Annotated in this window: 23 protein-coding genes; 12 read left to right on the top strand and 11 right to left on the bottom strand. The window is 63.3% G+C overall.

Annotated elements, in window-relative coordinates; all coding sequences use genetic code 11:
* The first annotated feature begins 103 nt into the window (after positions 1 to 103).
* From NLM31_RS21020 to coaD, 4 genes are all read left to right on the top strand, one after another.
* Complete coding sequence (locus NLM31_RS21020; RefSeq protein WP_254193501.1) at positions 104 to 454, top strand: hypothetical protein; 351 nt, start codon at positions 104 to 106, stop codon at positions 452 to 454.
* Positions 451 to 1,095 carry a hypothetical protein gene (locus tag NLM31_RS21015; RefSeq protein ID WP_254193500.1) on the top strand — a complete coding sequence of 215 codons (645 nt, stop codon included), beginning with the start codon at positions 451 to 453 and terminating at the stop codon, positions 1,093 to 1,095. Before NLM31_RS21020 ends, NLM31_RS21015 begins: the two co-directional genes overlap by 4 nt.
* Before the next feature lie 88 nt (positions 1,096 to 1,183).
* On the top strand, positions 1,184 to 1,486 hold the full coding sequence (locus NLM31_RS21010) for a hypothetical protein (protein ID WP_254193499.1): 303 nt from the start codon (positions 1,184 to 1,186) through the stop codon (positions 1,484 to 1,486).
* A gap of 200 nt (positions 1,487 to 1,686) precedes the next feature.
* Positions 1,687 to 2,181 carry a pantetheine-phosphate adenylyltransferase gene (coaD, locus tag NLM31_RS21005; protein WP_254193498.1) on the top strand — a complete coding sequence of 165 codons (495 nt, stop codon included), beginning with the start codon at positions 1,687 to 1,689 and terminating at the stop codon, positions 2,179 to 2,181.
* 149 nt (positions 2,182 to 2,330) lie between these two features.
* Here the strand turns inward: coaD and NLM31_RS21000 are convergent, their stop codons facing one another.
* From NLM31_RS21000 to NLM31_RS20965, 8 genes are all read right to left on the bottom strand, one after another.
* On the bottom strand, positions 2,331 to 2,552 hold the full coding sequence (locus NLM31_RS21000; RefSeq protein WP_254193497.1) for a hypothetical protein: 222 nt from the start codon (positions 2,550 to 2,552) through the stop codon (positions 2,331 to 2,333).
* Positions 2,552 to 3,382: a hypothetical protein gene (locus NLM31_RS20995; protein ID WP_254193496.1), complete on the bottom strand. Its 831-nt coding sequence runs from the start codon at positions 3,380 to 3,382 to the stop codon at positions 2,552 to 2,554. Before NLM31_RS20995 ends, NLM31_RS21000 begins: the two co-directional genes overlap by 1 nt.
* Positions 3,383 to 3,638: 256 nt before the next feature.
* Positions 3,639 to 3,908, bottom strand: coding sequence for a hypothetical protein (locus NLM31_RS20990; protein ID WP_254193495.1), 270 nt, complete (start codon positions 3,906 to 3,908; stop codon positions 3,639 to 3,641).
* Between the two features lie 666 nt (positions 3,909 to 4,574).
* A complete protein-coding gene (locus NLM31_RS20985; protein ID WP_254193494.1) occupies positions 4,575 to 5,324 on the bottom strand; it encodes a recombinase family protein in 750 nt (249 codons plus the stop codon).
* Between the two features lie 23 nt (positions 5,325 to 5,347).
* On the bottom strand, positions 5,348 to 5,908 hold the full coding sequence (locus tag NLM31_RS20980; protein WP_254193493.1) for a hypothetical protein: 561 nt from the start codon (positions 5,906 to 5,908) through the stop codon (positions 5,348 to 5,350).
* A gap of 424 nt (positions 5,909 to 6,332) precedes the next feature.
* Positions 6,333 to 7,034 carry a hypothetical protein gene (locus tag NLM31_RS20975; RefSeq protein ID WP_254193492.1) on the bottom strand — a complete coding sequence of 234 codons (702 nt, stop codon included), beginning with the start codon at positions 7,032 to 7,034 and terminating at the stop codon, positions 6,333 to 6,335.
* Complete coding sequence (locus NLM31_RS20970; RefSeq protein ID WP_254193491.1) at positions 7,031 to 7,414, bottom strand: transcriptional coactivator p15/PC4 family protein; 384 nt, start codon at positions 7,412 to 7,414, stop codon at positions 7,031 to 7,033. The genes NLM31_RS20975 and NLM31_RS20970 overlap by 4 nt, the downstream gene beginning before the upstream one ends.
* Positions 7,411 to 8,022: a helix-turn-helix domain-containing protein gene (locus NLM31_RS20965; RefSeq protein WP_254193490.1), complete on the bottom strand. Its 612-nt coding sequence runs from the start codon at positions 8,020 to 8,022 to the stop codon at positions 7,411 to 7,413. Before NLM31_RS20965 ends, NLM31_RS20970 begins: the two co-directional genes overlap by 4 nt.
* Positions 8,023 to 8,089: 67 nt before the next feature.
* On the opposite strand from NLM31_RS20965, the gene NLM31_RS20960 reads away from it, so the two are divergent.
* From NLM31_RS20960 to NLM31_RS20945, 4 genes are all read left to right on the top strand, one after another.
* Positions 8,090 to 8,329 (top strand): Arc family DNA-binding protein, encoded by a 240-nt coding sequence (locus NLM31_RS20960; protein WP_254193489.1) that lies wholly within the window; start codon positions 8,090 to 8,092, stop codon positions 8,327 to 8,329.
* Positions 8,330 to 8,581: 252 nt separating this feature from the next.
* Positions 8,582 to 9,700 (top strand): tyrosine-type recombinase/integrase, encoded by a 1,119-nt coding sequence (locus NLM31_RS20955; RefSeq protein WP_254193488.1) that lies wholly within the window; start codon positions 8,582 to 8,584, stop codon positions 9,698 to 9,700.
* A 264-nt stretch (positions 9,701 to 9,964) separates the two neighbouring features.
* Positions 9,965 to 10,912, top strand: a complete 948-nt coding sequence (locus NLM31_RS20950) for an alpha/beta hydrolase (protein WP_254193487.1) — start codon at positions 9,965 to 9,967, stop codon at positions 10,910 to 10,912.
* Positions 10,913 to 10,928: 16 nt separating this feature from the next.
* Positions 10,929 to 11,930 carry a Na+-dependent transporter gene (locus NLM31_RS20945; protein WP_254193486.1) on the top strand — a complete coding sequence of 334 codons (1,002 nt, stop codon included), beginning with the start codon at positions 10,929 to 10,931 and terminating at the stop codon, positions 11,928 to 11,930.
* Between the two features lie 12 nt (positions 11,931 to 11,942).
* Here NLM31_RS20945 and NLM31_RS20940 read toward each other — a convergent pair whose 3' ends face one another.
* Both NLM31_RS20940 and NLM31_RS20935 read right to left on the bottom strand, forming a co-directional pair.
* Complete coding sequence (locus NLM31_RS20940) at positions 11,943 to 12,731, bottom strand: methyltransferase domain-containing protein (protein WP_254193485.1); 789 nt, start codon at positions 12,729 to 12,731, stop codon at positions 11,943 to 11,945.
* A gap of 35 nt (positions 12,732 to 12,766) precedes the next feature.
* Positions 12,767 to 13,705 (bottom strand): GlxA family transcriptional regulator, encoded by a 939-nt coding sequence (locus NLM31_RS20935; RefSeq protein WP_254193484.1) that lies wholly within the window; start codon positions 13,703 to 13,705, stop codon positions 12,767 to 12,769.
* A gap of 91 nt (positions 13,706 to 13,796) precedes the next feature.
* Between NLM31_RS20935 and NLM31_RS20930 the strand changes: the two genes are divergently transcribed.
* The gene (locus tag NLM31_RS20930; RefSeq protein WP_254193483.1) at positions 13,797 to 14,483 is read left to right on the top strand and encodes a DJ-1/PfpI family protein; all 687 of its coding nucleotides are present in this window, start codon (positions 13,797 to 13,799) and stop codon (positions 14,481 to 14,483) included.
* Between the two features lie 418 nt (positions 14,484 to 14,901).
* Here the strand turns inward: NLM31_RS20930 and NLM31_RS20925 are convergent, their stop codons facing one another.
* The gene (locus NLM31_RS20925; RefSeq protein ID WP_254131167.1) at positions 14,902 to 15,309 is read right to left on the bottom strand and encodes an NADH:ubiquinone oxidoreductase subunit NDUFA12; all 408 of its coding nucleotides are present in this window, start codon (positions 15,307 to 15,309) and stop codon (positions 14,902 to 14,904) included.
* 248 nt (positions 15,310 to 15,557) lie between these two features.
* Here NLM31_RS20925 and NLM31_RS20920 point away from each other — a divergent pair, with 248 nt between their 5' ends.
* The 3 genes from NLM31_RS20920 to NLM31_RS20910 all read left to right on the top strand — a co-directional run bounded on the left by NLM31_RS20920 (position 15,558) and on the right by NLM31_RS20910 (position 19,415).
* The gene (locus NLM31_RS20920) at positions 15,558 to 16,163 is read left to right on the top strand and encodes a BA14K family protein (protein WP_254193482.1); all 606 of its coding nucleotides are present in this window, start codon (positions 15,558 to 15,560) and stop codon (positions 16,161 to 16,163) included.
* A gap of 583 nt (positions 16,164 to 16,746) precedes the next feature.
* Positions 16,747 to 17,160 (top strand): response regulator, encoded by a 414-nt coding sequence (locus NLM31_RS20915; protein ID WP_027530880.1) that lies wholly within the window; start codon positions 16,747 to 16,749, stop codon positions 17,158 to 17,160.
* A complete protein-coding gene (locus NLM31_RS20910; RefSeq protein ID WP_254131165.1) occupies positions 17,157 to 19,415 on the top strand; it encodes a CHASE3 domain-containing protein in 2,259 nt (752 codons plus the stop codon). The genes NLM31_RS20915 and NLM31_RS20910 overlap by 4 nt, the downstream gene beginning before the upstream one ends.
* Positions 19,416 to 19,494 lie beyond the last annotated feature (79 nt).

Below are 19,494 nucleotides of genomic sequence, written 5' to 3'. Positions count from 1 at the left end.
GTTCGGAATACTGTCGGGATACTATCGAAATAGAGTAATCATTTCAATCGACTAAGTAATGGTCAGTTGATCTGAGCAAATAGCGTCAGGTGAGCTTAATAAAATGCAGCCTCGTTACGTGACCCTTTCCTCAAGTGGATCATCGCCTTGGCAGATCGTGAACTGGCACGCGACGCCGCAAGAAATGAGCTTCGCGATCCTGTCGACTGGGGGCTCCTCCTACTCCATTGACGTCTGCCTCGAAGACCCGAGCGGCACGTACAAGTCGCCGGTCTCATCGGCGCCGACACCGTTCACGATCTTCACCGGCAGCTCGAACGCGATGTTCCGTTTGGGCAGCACGGTGACCGCGCCGATCAATGCCCCGATCGCCGGATACCGGATGAATCTCAATTCGCAGTCGAGCGCTGGCGCCAGCGTCACTCTCGTCTCAGTTCAAGCGGGTATCGGATGATGGGGGACATCGAAACGATCTCAGCCGGGCGCGAGGCATGGAATCAGCTCCGCAATCGCCATCGCGACTTCGATCTCTGGGTCTCGCTCGGCAAGGCCTTCGCTGTCGGCAGGGCCGAGGCGTTCAAGGTCGCAGGCGTGAACCAACCATTCGGTCCGAAGTATCAAGCCGCCATCAAAGACTGGCTGGCGCTGAATGGCTTCGCTGACGTCCCGTTTCGAGAGCGCAGCTCGGCGCTGCGCATGATCGACTCCTTGCCCGACATCATGCGCTGGCGCGCGGACTTGTCGTCCGGGCGTCGGCTCGCTTGGAATTCGCCGGGCGCGGTTTTGAAGCATTGGCAGAGGAGCCTGGCGCGGCCAGAGCGGCCAGAGCGGCCACCGATCCGCGTGAGACCTCCAGTCCGGGACGATCGCCATGGGCGGCTCACGTATAGCCAAGCGCTGGTCCGGCGAACCCGCGACGCCCTGATCGAAACGGCCGAGGTCAGGGATGTCTGCGTTCGAGCAACACTGATCTTGGAGCGCGTCCTTCCGGACCGCACCGCTCTTCTGGAGTTCTTCGAGGAGCGGCCACGACCGCAGCCCAACCGGCGCGTTGCGGCGGCCCCTAAATCCGATCAAGTCGAGGCCGTGGCATGAACGACATTGCCGCCCGACTTGATCGCGTCATGAACCTGCGTAGGCGGCATCGCTCTGGTCAGGGTGGGCTGACCGAGGAGCACTCGACATGCCCAATCCTCTGAACTTCTTCACCAAGACCGTGACGCTGGCTTCCTCGGTCCCGCAGTTCGTGCTGCCAATCGGACAGTACCGCAGCTATCTCTCGGTTCAGAATGTCGGCACAGGCGGCCCGCTTACCATCGGGTTCTCGACATCGCCGAAAGGCCCCGGACTTGGTGCGAGCCTTGATCCTGCGACATCGCCGGGCGGTCAAGGCGGGAGCTGGGTCTGGGACGATGTCATCCCGATGAACTCGATCTATCTCTATTCAGCGTCGGGGACGATTGCGGTCGTGATCGAGGGCACCTGACGGCGTGGTAGGCCGCATCTGGCAAGGTGGGGGGCGCCATGGGCGATGTCCGCTTTCCGGGGGCAATGCGACCGCACCCTCCGCAATGGAAATGCCCGCAACTCATGGGCGCCCCTAGCATGATAGCGAGCCACAGCGCATGATATAGGTTGGGTGGACGTGTTTTAAGGTAGCAGATGTGTGGTGTAGAGGAGAGCAGGATGCGGATTGCGCTCTACCCGGGGACGTTCGACCCGGTGACCAATGGGCACCTCGACGTGATCCGCCGGGCCGCGGCATTGGTTGATCGACTAGTTGTGGCTATCGGCATCAATCCCGGCAAGAAGCCACTATTTCCGAGCGATGAGCGGATCGAGATGGTGCAGGCTGTGATCCTGCCAGTGGCGGCTCAAGTTGGCTGTGAGATTGACTGCATAACCTACGATGATCTGGTGGTGACCACGGCGAAACGCGTTCACGCCTCGATCCTGATCCGCGGCTTACGGGACGGCTCCGATCTCGACTACGAGATGCAGATGGCGGGGATGAACGAAACTATGATGCCAGGGGTAAAGACCGTATTTCTCCCAGCTTCGCCGATAATGCGCCCCATCAAAGCAACCTTGGTGCGGCAGATCGCGGGAATGGGCGGCGACGTCTCCCATTTTGTTCCGGAGCTTGTGGCCTCACGTCTCAGGATCAGGTTTGCGAAGTGATCGCTCTCGGAAAGGAGGTGTCCAAACGGCACAAGTGGCCCATCACGGACATGTCGGCTCCCGGTTCCTTCGGCCGCTTTTGAGCAATGAGCGGACGTCATCACGAACGCGCTGAACCGCGCGCTGCCCCAGCTCCAAACCGAACTCGCCTAGCCGGCTTCATCTGGCCCGACCTCGTCGTCAAGGGGCCATCGCGCGATCTCGTCGGCCTCGATGCGCTCCTTGCTCGGCCCCTCGATGTACAAGACCTGCACCCGTGTCGCCGTGATGTTGCGGGCAGCACGCAGGGCTTCCTCTCTCGTCTTATGGTGAGTATGCCCGACAGCCGGGGGCGCGACATTGGCGTCGCTCGTAAACAGCTTCCAATTCATCAGGCCGCCTCCGCTTTCGTCGCCGAGGCGACCGCCATTAGGAAATCCGCGACCTCGCCTAACTCAGCCGGAGAGAACATGCCGACAAACCGCGCAATCGGCTTTGCTCGCAGCTCGCGCAAGTCCGTCACGGCATGGGCAAACAATGGGGCCTCTGCCCAAGCCGTGCTGGCCTCCAGCCTTTGCGGTTCGGATGGTGTCGGCGGCGGCGGTAAATCTGGCGGGGCACCGTCAAGGATCGCGTCAACCTCGGCGTCGTCTTCAACGACGCGCGCTTTGAGTTGTTGTATGTACTCGTCCCGAACTTCGTTGATGATCGCACTCGCACTCTCGTCGGTCTCGGGTTTGCGCTCTTTCAACGCGTTAATTGCTTTTTCGGACCAGGGCACATGGTCCAGCTCCTCTCCCGCGAGCTGAGCGAGCGTAGCGTCTGGATAGTCGCCGAAACGATACCGACCAATGCCGACCCGGATGACGCGCTTAGCGTCAACGATCGTCATTGGCCGTTTACTGGCATGCTTGGCCAGCTCATCGACGATTGAGGGAAGATCAACGTCCTTCTCGCGATAGGCAAGGTCGTAGAGGATCGTCGCTGGGAGCTTCAAATTCCGCAAATTGCGGAATTTCGCTGCCAGCTCAGCCACAGCGGCATATCGGTGAGCAGAGTCCCAGCTCCATCCGAGTTGCTCCAAAAAAACGATCCATTCGCCCCGCTCACACTGCGCCCGTGCTTCGAGCAGGAGATCACCGATATCGAAGATGCTTTTGCGCTCCAACCTAGCGATGTCATCGGCGATCTTATCGAGGGGTCTCACGTTGCGTTCGCTCATAGCATGAGGCTCCTACGGAAAGCCGAGTTGCACAGTGCGACTGCTCTAGGATTCAGTTTGGCGCCGATACGAAGCGGCATATCGAGCGGCGCAATGTGCCCGAATAATCGGCCTCGTTCGTAGTTCCACGCTGTGCCGTTGTCGGCGCCACTGCGCCAATCGAATGGGACGCCCTTCCGTGCCTCTTCAAGACCGAGCGCGAACTCAGGCGACCCCATAATCCTCGATGTCGTGGCAAATACAGTGCGGACCTGCCTCATCGCCCTACGGCTACGGCTAGCGGTTCATCGGCAGCGACCTGCTCAAACAGCTGCACGACGCCAAGCTCCCGGCCGTAGGTCTCGGGATCGACGTGACTCTGCACGATCGCGTTGCGGTCGAGATCAACAATGAAATAATCGCCGAGGTCGCTCCACCAACGACTGTTCGGGCGGCAAGCGCGAAGACGTAGCAAGTCAGGCCTGAGCCTGCGGTTGATGCGCGAGATCACGGCGCGCGTTGTAACTGGCACCTTGCGTGTGTCCATGTACTCATACTCCACTGCGAAACTGTGCAATGAACATGAGCGCAGGTGCTGCGAAGAGGCAATAGGCTGGAGCCCAACTGGTGGTGCGCAACCATGATCTCGTGGTCGATAACTCTGGTGAGCGTTGACCTCCAGCGGAGCCCATAGAGACGCCCGTGACGCTGCCCCGCGTGAGACAGCGGCTGGCGCACCGAAACGCACACAGCGCGCGGCGCGATCTGGCGGGCTAATGGCAATCGCTCTGCGGCGAGGTTAGGACGGGCGTATGCGCGCTCTCTATCTCGCGGCCGTCTCGGATCACGTGGACGCTGGCGAACCGATGGCCATCCGGATGGCTCTTTCCTGTCGCCTGCAAGATGTACATCAAGCTGACGGACCCCATCGTGGCACCGGGATTTGTATCCGGGATGTCACCGACGCAAAACGCGACGCCGCGCTCCCAATCTCGAAACTCAAGGATCAACATGCCCGGAAGCTTCAGGCCGAGAGGTTAATGGGGCGTGAAAAATGGAAAGCCCGAGAGGTTGCCCAAAAAATCTCCAGCAAAAAAAATAGCGCGAGGGGGAAGAGATGCGGGGTTGAATTTAAACAGAGGATGGTCGGTGGAAGGTTGGCCGGGGTGGCCTACCCCCTTAGCGAGGGGGCCGGAAAGATCGGGGCGGCCCGTCAGGCCAGCATGGACTTCACCGACGACGGGGAGAAGGTCACGCCGCGCTCGTTCCGATGGCCGAGCTTGTCGAGTCCGGCAGCGATGTCACGTAGCGACAGGCCGTCGCTCTCTAGCCGCTTAGCTGCCGCGATCATCTTTGCGATCTTCCTGCCCTTCTCGGAATCCTCCTGCCCCTGTTCGATCCAGCTCTTGCGGCCCTCGACCTTGTCGCCAGTCTTGCGGCGCTTGCGCTCCCGCGCGCCTCGGAGCTTGGCAACAGTCATGGCCTTGTCGAACTGGGCAACGGCGCCAAGGATTTGCCGCACCAGCACGGCGGTTGGAGTGTCATCGACAAACGAGTCCGGCTTGTCGGCCGCGATCAGCGTGATGTCGTCCGCCTGTAGACGCTTCCAACCTGTCTCCTGCACGATGAGGTCGCGGGCAAAACGATTGGCAGTTTCAACGATGATGGTGCGAACGCCATTGCTCGCGATCATTTCGAGGGCGGCCATGAAGCCCGGGCGCACATCGATCATGTCGCTCCCGTTCACGGCAGGATCGTCAAACCAGGCAACGATCTTGTAGCCGGCGCGGTTGGCGTGGGCTTGGATCGCCTTGCGCTGGCGCGCCACGCTGTCCTTGTCGTCGCCGACGTTCGTTGCCGAGCTAGTTCTTGTGTAACCGATCGCGGGCTTGCGCTGGCGTTTCTCTTGATCCGACATGGTGTTGCCCCCGGTCTGTACAGATAACCCGAGAATACTGTACATGGCCTGGAGGCGTTGAGCAACGATTACTCTCGGAAACCGTGTCGCCTTTCCACCATCGACGGCCATTCCTGCGCCGGGCTGACATCGAGCGCGGCTCCGGCCGCGTCCTCGTCGATCAGGCGCACAACCTCGACGCAGAAGGCGCGCACGGCCTGCCTGTCCTCCAGATCATCGACAAGGCGGCGCATCAGCTCGTCCGGCGTCTTGCAGTCGTCGAAGTCGCCCGGCCCGCCGATTTCGATTTTTTCGCGCATGAAACCCAACAGCCGCGCCTTGAGCGCGGCAGCGGAACCGGCCGCGCCCCACTGCTTGTCGCCGGACGCGCCGGCAAAGACTTCGTCGAGCTGGGCCGCGAGTGTGTCCACCGTCGTCCGCGTTTTCTTCACCACGGGAGCCGTCAGTTCGGCGATCCTGGTCCTGATCTTATCGGAACTTAGCAAGCGTGATGCTGCGACCTCGGCGGCGTTGCCTTCGGCGCGGTAGCCGCATGCGAGATAACATCCGGTGTTCGACATGCCGCTCTTGGGCGCCTGCACGATCAGGTTGGCGAAGAGTTCATGACGTTGATTGCGGAGCGGAGCCATTGGAGCTGTACCCGGGATCGTGTGTTGATGTGGCATCGAGCCCGACATCGTTGATGACCTCCATCAGGCGGCCCGCCATGTAGCGGCATCGCTGGTCGAGGAGGTCGCACCGTGATTGGAGCAGTTGAACGTGCTGCTCAAGTCCCGTTATTCGCTCTGCGTCCGTCATGCATTGTTCCTCGTTGCTTCGCGCCGAGGAAATTACCACGCTGTTGGAGATGGCGTCTCTTGCCATTTTGAGGCTGACATGTAGCGCGACCGACAAGACGCGCGGTAATGGCGATGACAAGGTTGATGTTCAGCTCGTCGTCAACGTGGTGGAGCGCGAAGCGCGGACGTCACGCTGCCTCGACAGCACCACTGATGAGACAAGTCCGTCCGCAGCAATGACAGTAAGTATGCTGCGGACACACTTGTCTCATCGTCAAGCTACCCTGACGGTTACGAGCGCGTGCGAAATGTGTGAGACAAGTCCGTCCGCAGCATAATGTGTTTTTGCCTCATTGGCCGCCTGCTTCTCGCGGCGATAATAGGTCGCTCGCGACAGGCCCAAAGCCTTCCACGGCGCAATCTTCGTGATTGAGCTGTTTTCGTACTCGTCACGTGACATCCGGCCGGTGTCACGGCGACGCTTGGCGTGCTGTTCCTTGTTCTTCACCTTCCGCATCTCCTTGCGCTGTTCCGCGTCAACATCAATGGCGCCGATCGTGGTGATCCCAATCCGCTGGCGCCGTGCGTAGGTCAGGCCCAACAGCCCGGCGAGCCTGTCGGCGGTGTATTTCATCGGCTTGCGGAACACCCCAGCGATCATCGCCTCTCGCTCTTCACCGTGGAGCCACGGCGTTCGTCGGTCGAGCCAGTCGTTCATGAGCCATACCCGGTCGACGGCCTGCCGGTAGTGGATGTGATTCAACATGATCTGGGCATCGGCACGCCCGGCATCGTCGTCGGGCAGCACCGGGCCGTACCGATCTGTGAAATACCTGTCGAGATCGTCACATCGCAGTGTTGCGCCCGGAATCGTGCGGACGTGCTTCGGCACGGCTTTGCCGCCCAGCTTCACCCTGTTGGGCTTGCCATTGCGGCTGCGCGAATACATGCGCGACGTCGTCGCGGCCTTTTTCACGAAGACGGCTCCGTGATTAGGCCCAACTTCACCGCCTGGCGATACGCTGCACCGGCAGCGGCGGCGAACTTGCCGAGCTGCTTGACCGAGATCGTCACGCCCTTCCGGCTCGGGATCATGAATCCCGAGCTGTTGTCGTATTGCCGGATGTCCAAAAACGAATGGCCGCCGAATTCCTTCAACGCGAATTGGATCGCTCGGGAACGATCACGCGGGCCGCGCCAGATGGCGCTGAGATGTACACCATCGATCGGCAGCGAACAGGCGATGGACTCTTGCGCGGGCTGCGCTTGCGACGCTATATCGGCACTGGCTTGTGACGCCGAAGAAGACCCGCGCGCTGCCGAGTTTGCCCTCGGCGGCGCGTAATTTTTGGTCAAGGACTCAACTCCAACATTGGCGGGGGATTGGTTGCGCGGGCGAGCGCGGCTTTGCCGCGCCGGGTGATGGTGATGCTCGTGGACCGCTTGCTGTTGATGCAGATGTAATCGAGCCAGACATGATCATCTCGGGCGAGCAATCGAGCGTGCTCTCGCAGAGTCATGCGATGCGCGATGCCGAGCGCCGCGCATGCCTCGACGGCTGTCGAGCAGCCGCCGCGCTCAATGAGGTGGCGCAACAGCGCGCGTCGCATCGGATGGTCTAGAAGTTGGTCTCCGGGAATCCGCTTACGACCCGCACGCATAGACAGCTCCACAATGACGGCGGCCGGACCTCCGGCTTGGCCTTGCGAACCGACTTGTTGGCGTCCCCAGTCCGGACGCGGTCGGTTCGTTCCTTGCAGGCTCGTCGCGCTGACCGCTCCATGTCGGGTCCACGTCGAGGGCAAAATCGCGTAAGCGATTATTTGCCAACTATCGGGCCGGGCAAGTTGCGTCAAGGCAATGGGGCGCAGCTCATGGTCGATAACTTCTTTGATCTGTAAGGATTTTTTACGGTTTGCGCGCCGCGTTTTACGGGCGCCGCTATTGCCGGTCGATAACGTCAAAAATCATTTTGGTACCAAGCCCCAGCATGGTACCAATCTGATATAGGTTGGAATCTGGAGGCGCTGGGTGACCGAAAAAGCCGGAGACGTGGTGCAGGTTAACCTGCGCATCCCGCAGGCGTTGCGGCGTAAGCTGGTGGCGGCGGCGCGCCGGAACAAGCGCTCGCTCAATGCCGAAATGGTTCACCGGCTCCTGTCGTCCGGTCAAGCCGCCGCGACGCTGGAAGACATCGCCAGTAGCGCCGCGACGCAAGCCGTTGAACTGACCTTGCAGCGCTTCGGCATCAAGCCGAAGGCCGATCAATGACACGTCTGCGGCACAGCCGCATTGCTAGCCCCCGACAGGAAGGATGCGTAACCGTGTTGAGTTGCCGGCGCTTACTGCCGTCACCGAGACGACACCATTGCGATTGGCAGTCGTCGCCGAACTGGCGTTCCCAGATGGTTCAATGTCTGTTGCCGCTCTGCGCCGTTGCGCGCGTGCAGGGCTTCTGACGGTCGAGAGAATTGCGGGCAAGGACTTCACCACGCTCGCCGACATCAAGGACATGAGAGACAGATGCCGCGTCCAAGCAAAGGCCCCCGCCTCGCAAAGCAAAAGCGCGAAAGCGGAAAAGTCTTCTGGATCATCCGAGACGGTCAGCGCATCGCTGGCACTGGATGCGATGAACATGATCGCGTCGGAGCTGAAAAAGCCCTCGCCGCGTACATCCTCAAAAAGCATGATCCCAAAAAAGCACTGAGCGCGAATGACGTAAACACGATCAGGATCACTGATGTTTGCTCGCTCGAAATTCAGTACATCGCCAAGCGCAATATCGGTCAGACCTACAAGAACCAACTGATCTCAGCAGTCCAGCGTATAGGCAATTGGTTTGCCGCCTACACCATCGGTGACCTTGATGGCGCCCTGCAAGAGCGCTATGCAGAAGAGCGCGTATTGCAGCCTTCCGCCTATCGTGACTTGAAGCTGTTGCAGGCTGCGATCAATCGCTGCGTCAAAAAGACGAAGGGCGGCATTCAACCGAAGTTCAGCGCAACGTTGCCGCCTGCCCCGAAGTCGCGCGAGCGCTACCTCACGCGCGACGAAGCGGCCAAGCTGTTGTGGACCGCATGGCGTTATCGGAAGGCGACCAAGCTGGTCACAAGCAAGGGCCGGCACACGCTACGCCACATCGCCCGCTATATCCTGATTGGTCTCTATACCGGCTCCCGCAACGGCGACATCTGCAACGCCTCCATGATACCGTCGCTCGATCGCGGCTATGTCGATCTCAAGCGCGGCATCTTCAAGCGGAAGCCTGACAACAAGGAAGCGACCTCGAAGCAGCAGCCGACGATCCCGCTCCCGCCGCGCCTGCTCACCCATATGCGGCGCTGGCAGCGCCTCGGCATCTCCAACCGTGCCGTAGTCGAATTCATGGGCAAGCCCGTGAAGCGAATTCACGACGGGTGGGATACCCTGGTCGAGAAGGCCGGGCTGGCGACCGACGACAAGCGCAAGAAGATCGTGCGGCACACGCTGCGCCATACCGCGATCACTTGGTATCTTGATGCTGGCGTTGATATCGAACTGGTCAGCCAGTATTGTGGCGTCTCGGTCGAAACCATCCGGAAGACCTACCGGCACGAAACGCCCAAGACGTTCGATAACCTCTTGAGCGTCAAGCTGCGCTAAAACCGGCGTCAGCAACGAAGCGTTTCTGATACCGTTTCTGATACCAAAGCGCCCCTGACTTCACCAAATCCTGTAAAACAAGGCACATGCAATTAGCCCGCCGTTTCCGGCGGGGAAAGGGCGGCATCCCTGCCCTGCCCGCCGCCAGCTGGCCATCCCGGCCTCCGGATGGGATAGTCGGCCGCCTCCCCCCGAGGCGGAACGCGGGCATCGCCCCCCGAAAATGACGTCCACCGATCACCAGAACCTCTGGGGTACCTGCCCATGCCCGTCGTGCTCGATCCCGATGCCGCCGCCGTCTACAAGGCCTTCCAGGACGCCGGCCGCCCCGCCTACGAGACGCTGACCGCCGCGGAGGCGCGCGCCTACTACGCGCAGGCTCGCTTTGCCACCAACCCCGAGCCGCCGGAGCTTGCCCGGGTCGCGCCGCTGTCGATCCCGGCGCCGCACGGGACCATCCCCGCCCGCATCTACGTTCCGACGGAGCCGCGCCTCAAGGACGGGCTGGCGCCCGCCCTGGTGTTCTTCCATGGCGGCGGCTGGGTGATCGGCGATCTCGACAGCCATGACGTCGTCTGCCGGCAGCTCGCTGATGCCGGCGCCCTGATCGTGATCGCGGTCGATTACCGCCTCGCACCCGAGCACAAATTTCCCGCCGCCACCGACGACGCGATCACCGCGACCAAATGGATTGCGGCGAACGCGCGCGAGCTGGGCATCGATGCTTCGCGCCTCTCGATCGGCGGCGACAGCGCCGGCGGCAATCTCGCAGCCGTCGTCGCGCTGGCCGCGCGTGACGGCGATGGCCCCGCACTCGCCGGCCAGGTGCTGATCTATCCGGCGGTCGATTTCGCCATGACGCACGGCTCGCACAGCGAGCCCGAGACCAGCGTCCTGCTGACGCATTCGGTGATCCGCTGGTTCCGCGACCATTATCTCAACGGCGCGGCCGACATTCACGACTGGCGCGCCTCGCCCGCGCGCGCCGAGACCTTGGCCGGACTGCCGCCGGCCTATGTGCTCACGGCCGGCGCCGATCCCCTGCGCGACGAGGGCGACGAATACGCCGCGCGCCTCAAGCAGGCCGGCGTGGGCGTCACATACAAGCACTTCCCCGGCCAATTCCACGGCTTCTTCACCATGGGCAAATTGCTGCAACAGGCCAATCTCGCCGTCAGCGAGATCGGCGCGTGGCTGAGAGCCTTGGGCTGACAGCAGCGTCATCCGAATGTCGTCCGCGCTCAAAACCGTCTTTGCCCTTCCCGTCCGCGGCCTGACCTGGCTCGGCAGCCAGGGCACGCGCGCGGTGGCCGCCGTCGTGTTCATTGCCGCCGCCGTGCCGCCGCTCGGCGCGCTGCTGCGGCCCTACGTCACCGAGGCGATCCTCGTCCTGCTCTGCATCTCCTTCATGCGGGTCGATCTCGCGGCGCTTTACAGCCATCTGCGCCGGCCGGCGCTGGTGGCAACCGCCACCGCGTGGACCACGATCGGCGTGCCGCTGATCGTCGGACTGATCGCGCATGCGAGCGGGCTCACCGAGCGCGCGCCCGGCCTGTCGCTGGCGCTGATGCTGCAGAGCATGGCCTCGCCGATGATGGCCTCTCCGGCGTTGGCCGCGCTGATGGGCCTCGACGCGACGCTGGTGCTGATCACGCTGGTGGCCGCGACCGCGATCGTGCCCTTCACCGCGTCGCTGTTCGCGAGCCTTTTCCTCGGCGGCATGCTGGCTATCTCGCCGCTCACACTCGGGCTGAAGCTGCTCGGCATCCTCGCGGCATCGCTGCTGGGCGCCACCATGATCCGATGGGTCTTCGGTGCCGCGGCGATCCAGCGCCACAAGCAGCCGATCGACGGCTTCAACATCATCATCCTCCTGATCTTCGCGTCCGCGATCATGGGCGATGTCGTGAGCGACCTGATGGCGCGGCCGGTCTTCACGATCAGCCTGGCAGCCCTGTCGTTCGCGATCTATTTTACCCTGCTCGCCGTCACGACCTTGCTGTTCCGCCGCATCGGCTATGAGCGCGCGCTGGCGCTCGGGCTGATGGTGTCGCAGCGCAATCTCGGCCTGATGCTCGCCGCGACCGCCGGCGCGCTGCCGGCCACGACCTGGCTCTATTTCGCCATGACGCAGTTTCCGATCCATCTGTCGCCCTACATGTTGACGCCGATCGCGCGGCGGCTGGCGACGCGAGGAACCGGCGCGACGGCCGCAGGCAGCACCAGCTAGCGCGCTCTCATGTCAGCGCGCCGGCAGCTTTGATGCCCTGAAAATATAGCGGTTGGTGCTGAAGAAATATTGTCCCGTCCCGGTCAGGCGCTCGAATTCGCCGTGCCATGCATTGAGATCGTCGGCTGAAACATCGTTCGTGCGGCTGACGAAATCCCGGATCCCCTGGGCCAGTCCCTTGCTGTAGCTATCGTCATCGAACCGCAGATTCAGAATCGGAAAGACGGATGCTCCGTCGAGATGAAATCCGGCATTGATCAGTCTGAAGGCCATCGATCTGGGGAGACGCGGATGGGCACAATGTGCTTCCCATGATGTCATGACGGCGGCCATGCGCTTGCGGTTCTCAGAATGCCACACCACGGCGTCCCAATCCGTTGCGACAAAAACCGTTCGGCCGCCCGGCTTCAGGACGCGAAACGCTTCCCTGAGCACGCGGTCGACATCAGGGACGTACTCGGCGACCTGAGTGCACACGACGGCGTCAAATGATGCATCGGGCTGGCCCAACTCCGTCGCGTTGCCGATGGCATATGAAATCCAGTCCGAAGCCTTCTGCCGGTTGCAGACGGCGATCAGGTCGGTCGACACATCGATACCGACGACAGCGCCATGAAGCCCAACGATCTGCGCCATGGTTTCGCAGAGATAGCCCGGACCGCATCCGATATCGAGAACGCGCTCGCCGGCAGAGAGATCGAGCTGCCGGATTGTGTCCGCGCGCTGGGCCTTCACATCGCTAGTGAGATAGAGTCTCTGGAGCCGTTTCGCGTTCTCATTGCTGTACTCCATCCCGCTCATCGTCGCCTCCTCGGTCGCGTGGCAAGTGAGAGTCGCTACCCCGCCCGCGCCGCGCGCCGCAGCGCTTGCGGTGGCTGGCCGAAGGCACGGATGAAGGCGCGGCGCATGCGCTCGGGATCGCCGAAGCCGGTCGACTCTGCCACGAGCTCGATCGCCTCGCGCGAGGACTGCACGCGCTCGCGCGCAACCTCGATCCGCAGCCGCTCGATCGCCTTCGACGGCGTTGTGCCGGTTTCGGCGGCAAAGGCGCGGGCGAAATGCCGCGCGCTCATGCCGGCGCGGTCGGCGAGGTTTTCGACCGTCAGCGGGGTGTCGAGATTTTCCCGCGCCCACGACAGCAGCGCACCGAACCGGCCGTTCGGCGTCTTCAATTCCAGCAGCGACGAGAACTGCGACTGGCCGCCGCTGCGGCGGTGATACAGCACGAGCTGGCGCGCGGTCGCCTGCGCGATCTCCTCGCCATGGTCTTCGGTGACCATCGCGAGCGCGAGGTCGATGCCGGCGCTGATGCCCGCCGACGTCCAGACCTGGCCGTCGCGGGTGAAGATCTGGTCCGGCTCGAACTTGATCTTGGGATAGCGCGCGACGAAATCGCGCGTGCGGCCCCAATGCGTCGTGGCGCGGCGGCCGTCGAGCAGGCCGGCCTCCGCGAGCACATAGGCGCCCGAGCAGACGCTGGCGATCCGCACGCCGCGCTTCGCCAGCCGCTGCACGAAGGCGAGCGTCGTCGGACAGCGCGCCGCCGCCGACACGCCCGCGCCGCCCGCCACGACCAACGTCGTGATCGCATTCGTCGATTTGAAATCGCGCGCCATCATCTCGACGCCGGAGGACGAGCGCACCGGGCCCGCGGTCATCGCCAGCACGCGCAGCGCAAGCGGCTTGTCGCCGGCGCGTGCCGCGATCTCGAATACTGAGATCGGGCCGGCCGCATCGAGCAGCTGAAAATCCGGGAAGATCAGGATGCCGATCATGCTCATGTCCGAAAGTGAGGGAAATACGCCATTTTGGACAGAAGGGCATCGTGCCAATTTGCCGGCGTCAAGCACTTCATTGGAGGCTCTCATGTCGGCACCGCTTCAGATCGGCCTTTTGGTGTTCCCGCGCGTCACCCAACTCGACTTCACCGGCCCGTTGCAGGTGTTTTCATCCGTCCCCGGCGCGACCGTGCACCTGATCTGGAAGACGCTGGATCCCGTGCCAAGCGATTCCGTGCTGATGCTGACGCCGACGGTGACATTCGCCGATTGCCCGCAACTCGACGTGATCTGCATTCCCGGCGGCTTCGGCACCGACGCTCTCCTCAATGACGAGGAGACCCTCGACTTCGTGCGCAAGCAGGCTGAGGGCGCCAAATTCGTCACGTCGGTCTGCACGGGATCGCTGGTGCTGGGCGCGGCCGGGCTCTTGAAGGGCTACAATGCCGCCACCCATTGGAGCGCGATGGAGATGCTGTCGCTGTTCGGCGCGACGCCGACCAAGACGCGCGTCTGCGTCGATCGAAATCGCGTCACCGGCGGCGGTGTCACCGCCGGAATCGATTTCGCCCTGAAGCTGGTCTCGCTGCTGGTCGATCGCACCACCGCGGAAGCCATTCAACTTCGCCTCGAGTACAATCCCGCCCCGCCGTTCAATGCGGGTTCGCCGGATACTGCGCCGGCAGACGTGCTCGCGCTGATGAAGGAGCGGGTCGCGCCATTCCAGGCGCGGCGCTTGGAGGCTGCCAAGCGTGCAGCCGAGCGGATGATGTAGCGCGGCTCTCGTGTCCCGGACGCGCTGCAGCGCCCTTGCGCTGCTGCGCAGAGCCGGGACCCAGCAGCGACACGGCAAGCGGACCCTAGCCCAACAGAAAGAGGCCGCCCGGTTTCCCGAGCGGCCCTTCCTGTCTCACGGCGGCGCACATTCTCATCGGGCGATTTCGGAACTACCAGACCGGGGGCCTATCTCCCGATCGAGTCCTTCCTCGGCGGCCGCTGCATCTCGGGACAGTCGCGAACTGTTGCCCGAACCGAACGCGATGGTCTCCCATCTCCGTAAGATGGGTTCATTGAGCCGCATCGCTGGCGCAGGCGCAACGGCCACGCAGCCGGCATCCCCGCTGATCCCGTTGTCCACAGCGGCGTGATGCGGATGCGCGTGCATCCAAACCGATGATGGAGAGCGCCTGGGACTAGCCAGGCGTCCAGGGCTGGTAGTCGCCGGTCGCCTTGGGGCGCTTGCCGCCGGCGAGCGTCGAGCCGGAGGGACGGTAGGCCTTGGCCGTCCCCGTCGGATTCGGCTGGTGCGGCTTTTGCCATTCGCGCGGCTGGTAGTTCTCTTCGGTCGGCGGCACGTCGACGACGTGATGCATCCAGCCATGCCAACCCGTCGGGATCCGGCTGGCTTCGGCATAGCCGTTGTAGATCACCCAGCGCCGCTCGAAGCCGAGCGTCGGGTCGATCTTGCCACCGGCCGTCCGATAGTAGCGGTTGCCCTGCTCGTCCTCACCGACCAGCTCCCCGAACCGCGAGGTCCAGAGTTGGGTGCCAAAGGTCTGGCCGTTCCACCAGGTGAAGAGCTTCAGGAAGAATTGTTTCATGCGGCAAGGGCCCTGCTTCGTGGGGTCCTGATGCCATCCGGACGGCCAAATGTCCAGTTCGCCCGGTGCGGCCGTGCCCAGCCCAAACGCGGTGACACGGGGCGGCCCTGCCTGCCGCAAATCGGTCGCGATCCATTCATGCCGGGTACAGCGGCGCCGTGAAAACCTGCCCCTCATGCGCAAACCGGCGTGATCCCAGGAACCGTAGCCCGTTCAAGGGATTTGCTTCCGGGAAAGGAGTTTTGAACATGAACAGTCTGAGAGTTTTGAGTGCGGCCGCGGCGCTGGCACTGGTTCTTCCGATGGCGACCCCGAGCTTCGCCCAGGGCCCCGGCGGCCACGGTGGCGGACATGTCGGCGGTGGTGGCGGCGGTGCTCATTTCGGCGGTGGCGGCGGCGGCGCCCGCATGGGCGGCGGCGGCTTTGCCGGCGGCGGCCCCCGGATCGGTGGCGGCGGCGGCAATTTCGCGGCCGGTGCGGCTGTGCGCCCCAGTGCGGGCCCCGCCTTTACCGGTGGTGGCGGCCGCAACTTCGCAGCGACCGGAGGCCAATGGAACGGCGGCGGCGGCAACTGGCACGGTGGCGGCTGGCGTCGTCACGGCGGCTTCTGGCCGGGCGTCGCAGCCGGTGCGGCGATCGGCGCGCTGGGCTCGTCCTACGCCTATTACGGCGACGGCCCGTATTACGGCGATGGCTATTACGACAACAGCTACTATGACGACAGTGCGACCGTGGCCGTGGTGCCGGACAGCGGCGGCGATTCGTCGGCCTATTGTGCCCAGCGCTACCGGTCCTACGACCCGGCGTCCGGCACCTATCTCGGCTATGACGGCCTGCGTCATCCCTGCCCGTAACGCGGCCTGAAGATCATCATCCCTGAGCGGCGCCGACCAACGGCGCCGCTCTCATTTGTGTTGGCCGCCCCTCGGCGTGTTTCCGGTCTCTGACACGGATTGAGCGACCATCACGCTGCGGTCGTGAAACCAGAAGCCGGCGAACAGGACGATGAGAACGATTGCGTAGCCCGCGCATGAGCAGCGAGCCCATCGCCGATACGTCCTGCGATCATCCGCGCTCAGATCTTGCACGTCTTGTCGCGAACGCAGTCCATCAAGCCCGAGCCGGGTCATCGCAGAACCTCCGCAGATCATGGTTCTGCAGTAATTCGACCTGCCCACATGCGTCATCATCCCGTCGGGTGACATATGCGCCACGCCTCTCCAGAACGGTTCAATGACGGAGCAGCTTTCGCGGATCGTGCGGATTTGCCTCAACCTGTCATTGAAATCCGACGAAATTCGCCTGCCACCCGGAACCCGCAGAGGCGCTATGCATTGCGACGTGCATACCTATGTAGGTCCAATCCAAAATTGACCCGGCGCACGATTCGCCTATATCACCAATCGCTGTGGGGACTTCGATCTACTAGGAAGGGTCATGCCGCGTATTCTCGTGGTCGATGACGATCCGATGGTCGGCGCGACCATCGAGGTCCTCCTCCTGCGCCAGGGCTTCGACGTCACGCTCACCGACGGCGGCGAAACGGGGCTTGCTGCGCTGGAAGCGCAGACGTTTGATGTGATGCTGGTTGATATCTTCATGCCGCATATGCGCGGCTTCGAATCGATCCGCATCTTTCACGAGCGTGCGCCGGCGATTCCGTTGATCGCCATGTCGGGCTACGCCTTCGCCTCATCCGCCTCGCCCTCCCCGGACTTCCTCCGCATGGCGCTCGAGCTCGGCGCATCGCGCTGCCTGCGCAAGCCGTTCACGCCCGAGACGCTGTTGACGACCATCCGGGAATGCCTTGGCGAGAGCGCACCGCCGAAGGACCAGAAAGAAGCACCTTGATCCCTTCGCAGCGCGTCATTCTCGGTGCTGGACTTGCCATCCTCCTGCTCATCACCGCCGCCTCGATCGGGCTCGACGTCAAGTCGCGGTCGGATGCTGCGTGGGTCAATCACACCGCCGAGGTGCTGAAGAAGATCTCCGACGTGCACCTGCTGGTTCGCCGCGCGGAAAGCGCGCTACGCGGCTATGAGATCTACCGCACGGCAGGCTTCATCGACGAATTCCAGGCTGCCCGCGGCCAGATCGCACCGGCGCTCGGCGACCTCAAGCTCGCGATCCGCGACAATGCCGACCAGGTGGCGCTGATGGAGGCGACGGAGCCACTCATCCTTCGGCGCATCGAGGTCGCAGCCGAGTCGCTTCGGCTGCGCACCAATGGCGACATTGAGGGCTCCAACGCGCTGAGAGACCGCGGCGAAGGACGCGGCCTGATGGAGACGCTCACGGGAAATCTGGATCGGCTGGCCGCGAGCGAAGAGAAGCTACGCGCCACTCGCGAAGCGGCCTCGCGCCGGACCGGCATCGTGCTGCTCGGCATCGACGTCATTGGCGCGCTGGTGATCCTGCTGCTCGTCACCATCCTCTTGCGCGAGAGCCGGCGTACCACCGTGCAGCTCCAGAGCTCACTGCTGGAAACCACCGCGGCCAATCAGCAACTCGAGGCCGCCGTTGCCGAGCGCACCGAGCACCTCGTCACCGCCCATGACGAGCTGCGCCTGTCGGTCAACGTGCTGCAGAGCACGTTCCGCAGCATGGCCGAGGCCGTGCTGGTGATCGACACCGAGGGCAACGTCCTTTTGTCCAATCCGGCCGCGGAGCACATACTGCTGCACCGCACCGGCACGAACCTGCGCAATCTGCGCGCGCTGTCCGACGTCTTCCACGGCGACGGCGTCACGCCGCTCGAGTCCGACGGACTGCCGTCCGTGCGCGTGTTGCGCGGCGACGCTTTCGAAAATCTGGAGATGATCGTCCGCCCGCACAGCGGCAACAACGCGCGCCATCTGATGGTCAGCGGCCGGCCGATGCGGGACGGACAGGGCAACATCTCCGGCGCCGTGCTGGTCTATCACGATGCGACCTCCTCGCGCGAAACCGAGCGGCAGCTGCACCAGTCGCAAAAGCTCGACTCGATCGGCAAGCTGACCGGCGGCGTCGCGCACGACTTCAACAACATGCTGACCGTGATCTCGGGCAATACCGAGACGCTGGTGGCGAGCCTGAAGGAGCAGCCCGAGCTGCAGCGCACCGCGCGCCTAATCGACGACGCCGCCGAGCGCTGCGCCGAACTGATCCAGCATCTGCTGGCCTTCGCGCGAAAACAGCCGTTGCAGCCGCGCGACGTCGAGATCAACGCCGCCATCACCGACATCGCAAAGCTGCTGCGCCCCACCCTCGGCGAGCAGATCCAGATCGAGACCGTGCTGGAACAGGGACCGATGACCTCGCACATCGATCCGTCGCGCCTGACCAATGCCGTGCTCAACATGGCGATCAACGCCCGCGACGCCATGCCGAACGGCGGCAAGCTCCTGCTCGAGACCCACCGCGTCGTGCTGGATGAGGCTTACGCGCAGGCCAACGCCGACGTGCGGCCCGGCCCCTACGTCATGCTCGCCGTCAGCGACACCGGCACGGGCATGCCGCAGAGCGTGCAGGACATGGCGTTCGAGCCGTTCTTCACCACCAAGGAGGTCGGCAAGGGATCAGGCCTCGGGCTCTCCATGGTCTACGGCTTCGTCAAGCAGTCCGGCGGCCATATCAAGATCTACAGCGAGCAAGGTCACGGCACCACGATCAAGCTCTATCTGCCGCCCGGCGAAGGCACGACGGAAGTGGCCGCAGCAATCGCCCCGCAGGCCGAAGGCGGCGCCGAGACCATCTTCGTGGTCGAGGACGACGTGCTGGTGCGCAACTTCGTTACTGCGCAGCTGCAGAGCCTCGGCTACAGGACGGTGGCCGCCGGCGACAGCCGCGCCGCGCTGCAACTGATCGAGGCCGGCCAGGCCTTCGATCTGCTCTTCACCGACGTCGTCATCCCCGGCGGCATGAGCGGCCGCGAGCTCGCCGACGAGGTGGCGAAGCGCCGCCCGGGCGTCAAAGTGCTCTACACCTCCGGCTACACCGACAACGCCATCGTCCACCACGGCAAGCTCGACGACGGCGTGATGCTGCTGACCAAGCCGTACCGCCGCAACCAGCTCGCCGAGATGATCCGGAGGGCGTTGAGTGGCGGCGGGATGCGGACGGGCTGAGCGCACGGACTACCGAAGGCGCGCTGCGGTCTCGCATATATAAGGCCGAGCGCACTGCTCAGGATGTGAGTTCCGGTTG

Origin of the sequence: Bradyrhizobium sp. CCGUVB4N, from assembly GCF_024199945.1 — a bacterium.
Lineage (GTDB): Bacteria > Pseudomonadota > Alphaproteobacteria > Rhizobiales > Xanthobacteraceae > Bradyrhizobium.
The sequence above is the reverse complement of the archived record's forward strand: the minus strand, read 5'-3'. Positions and strand labels throughout refer to the sequence as shown.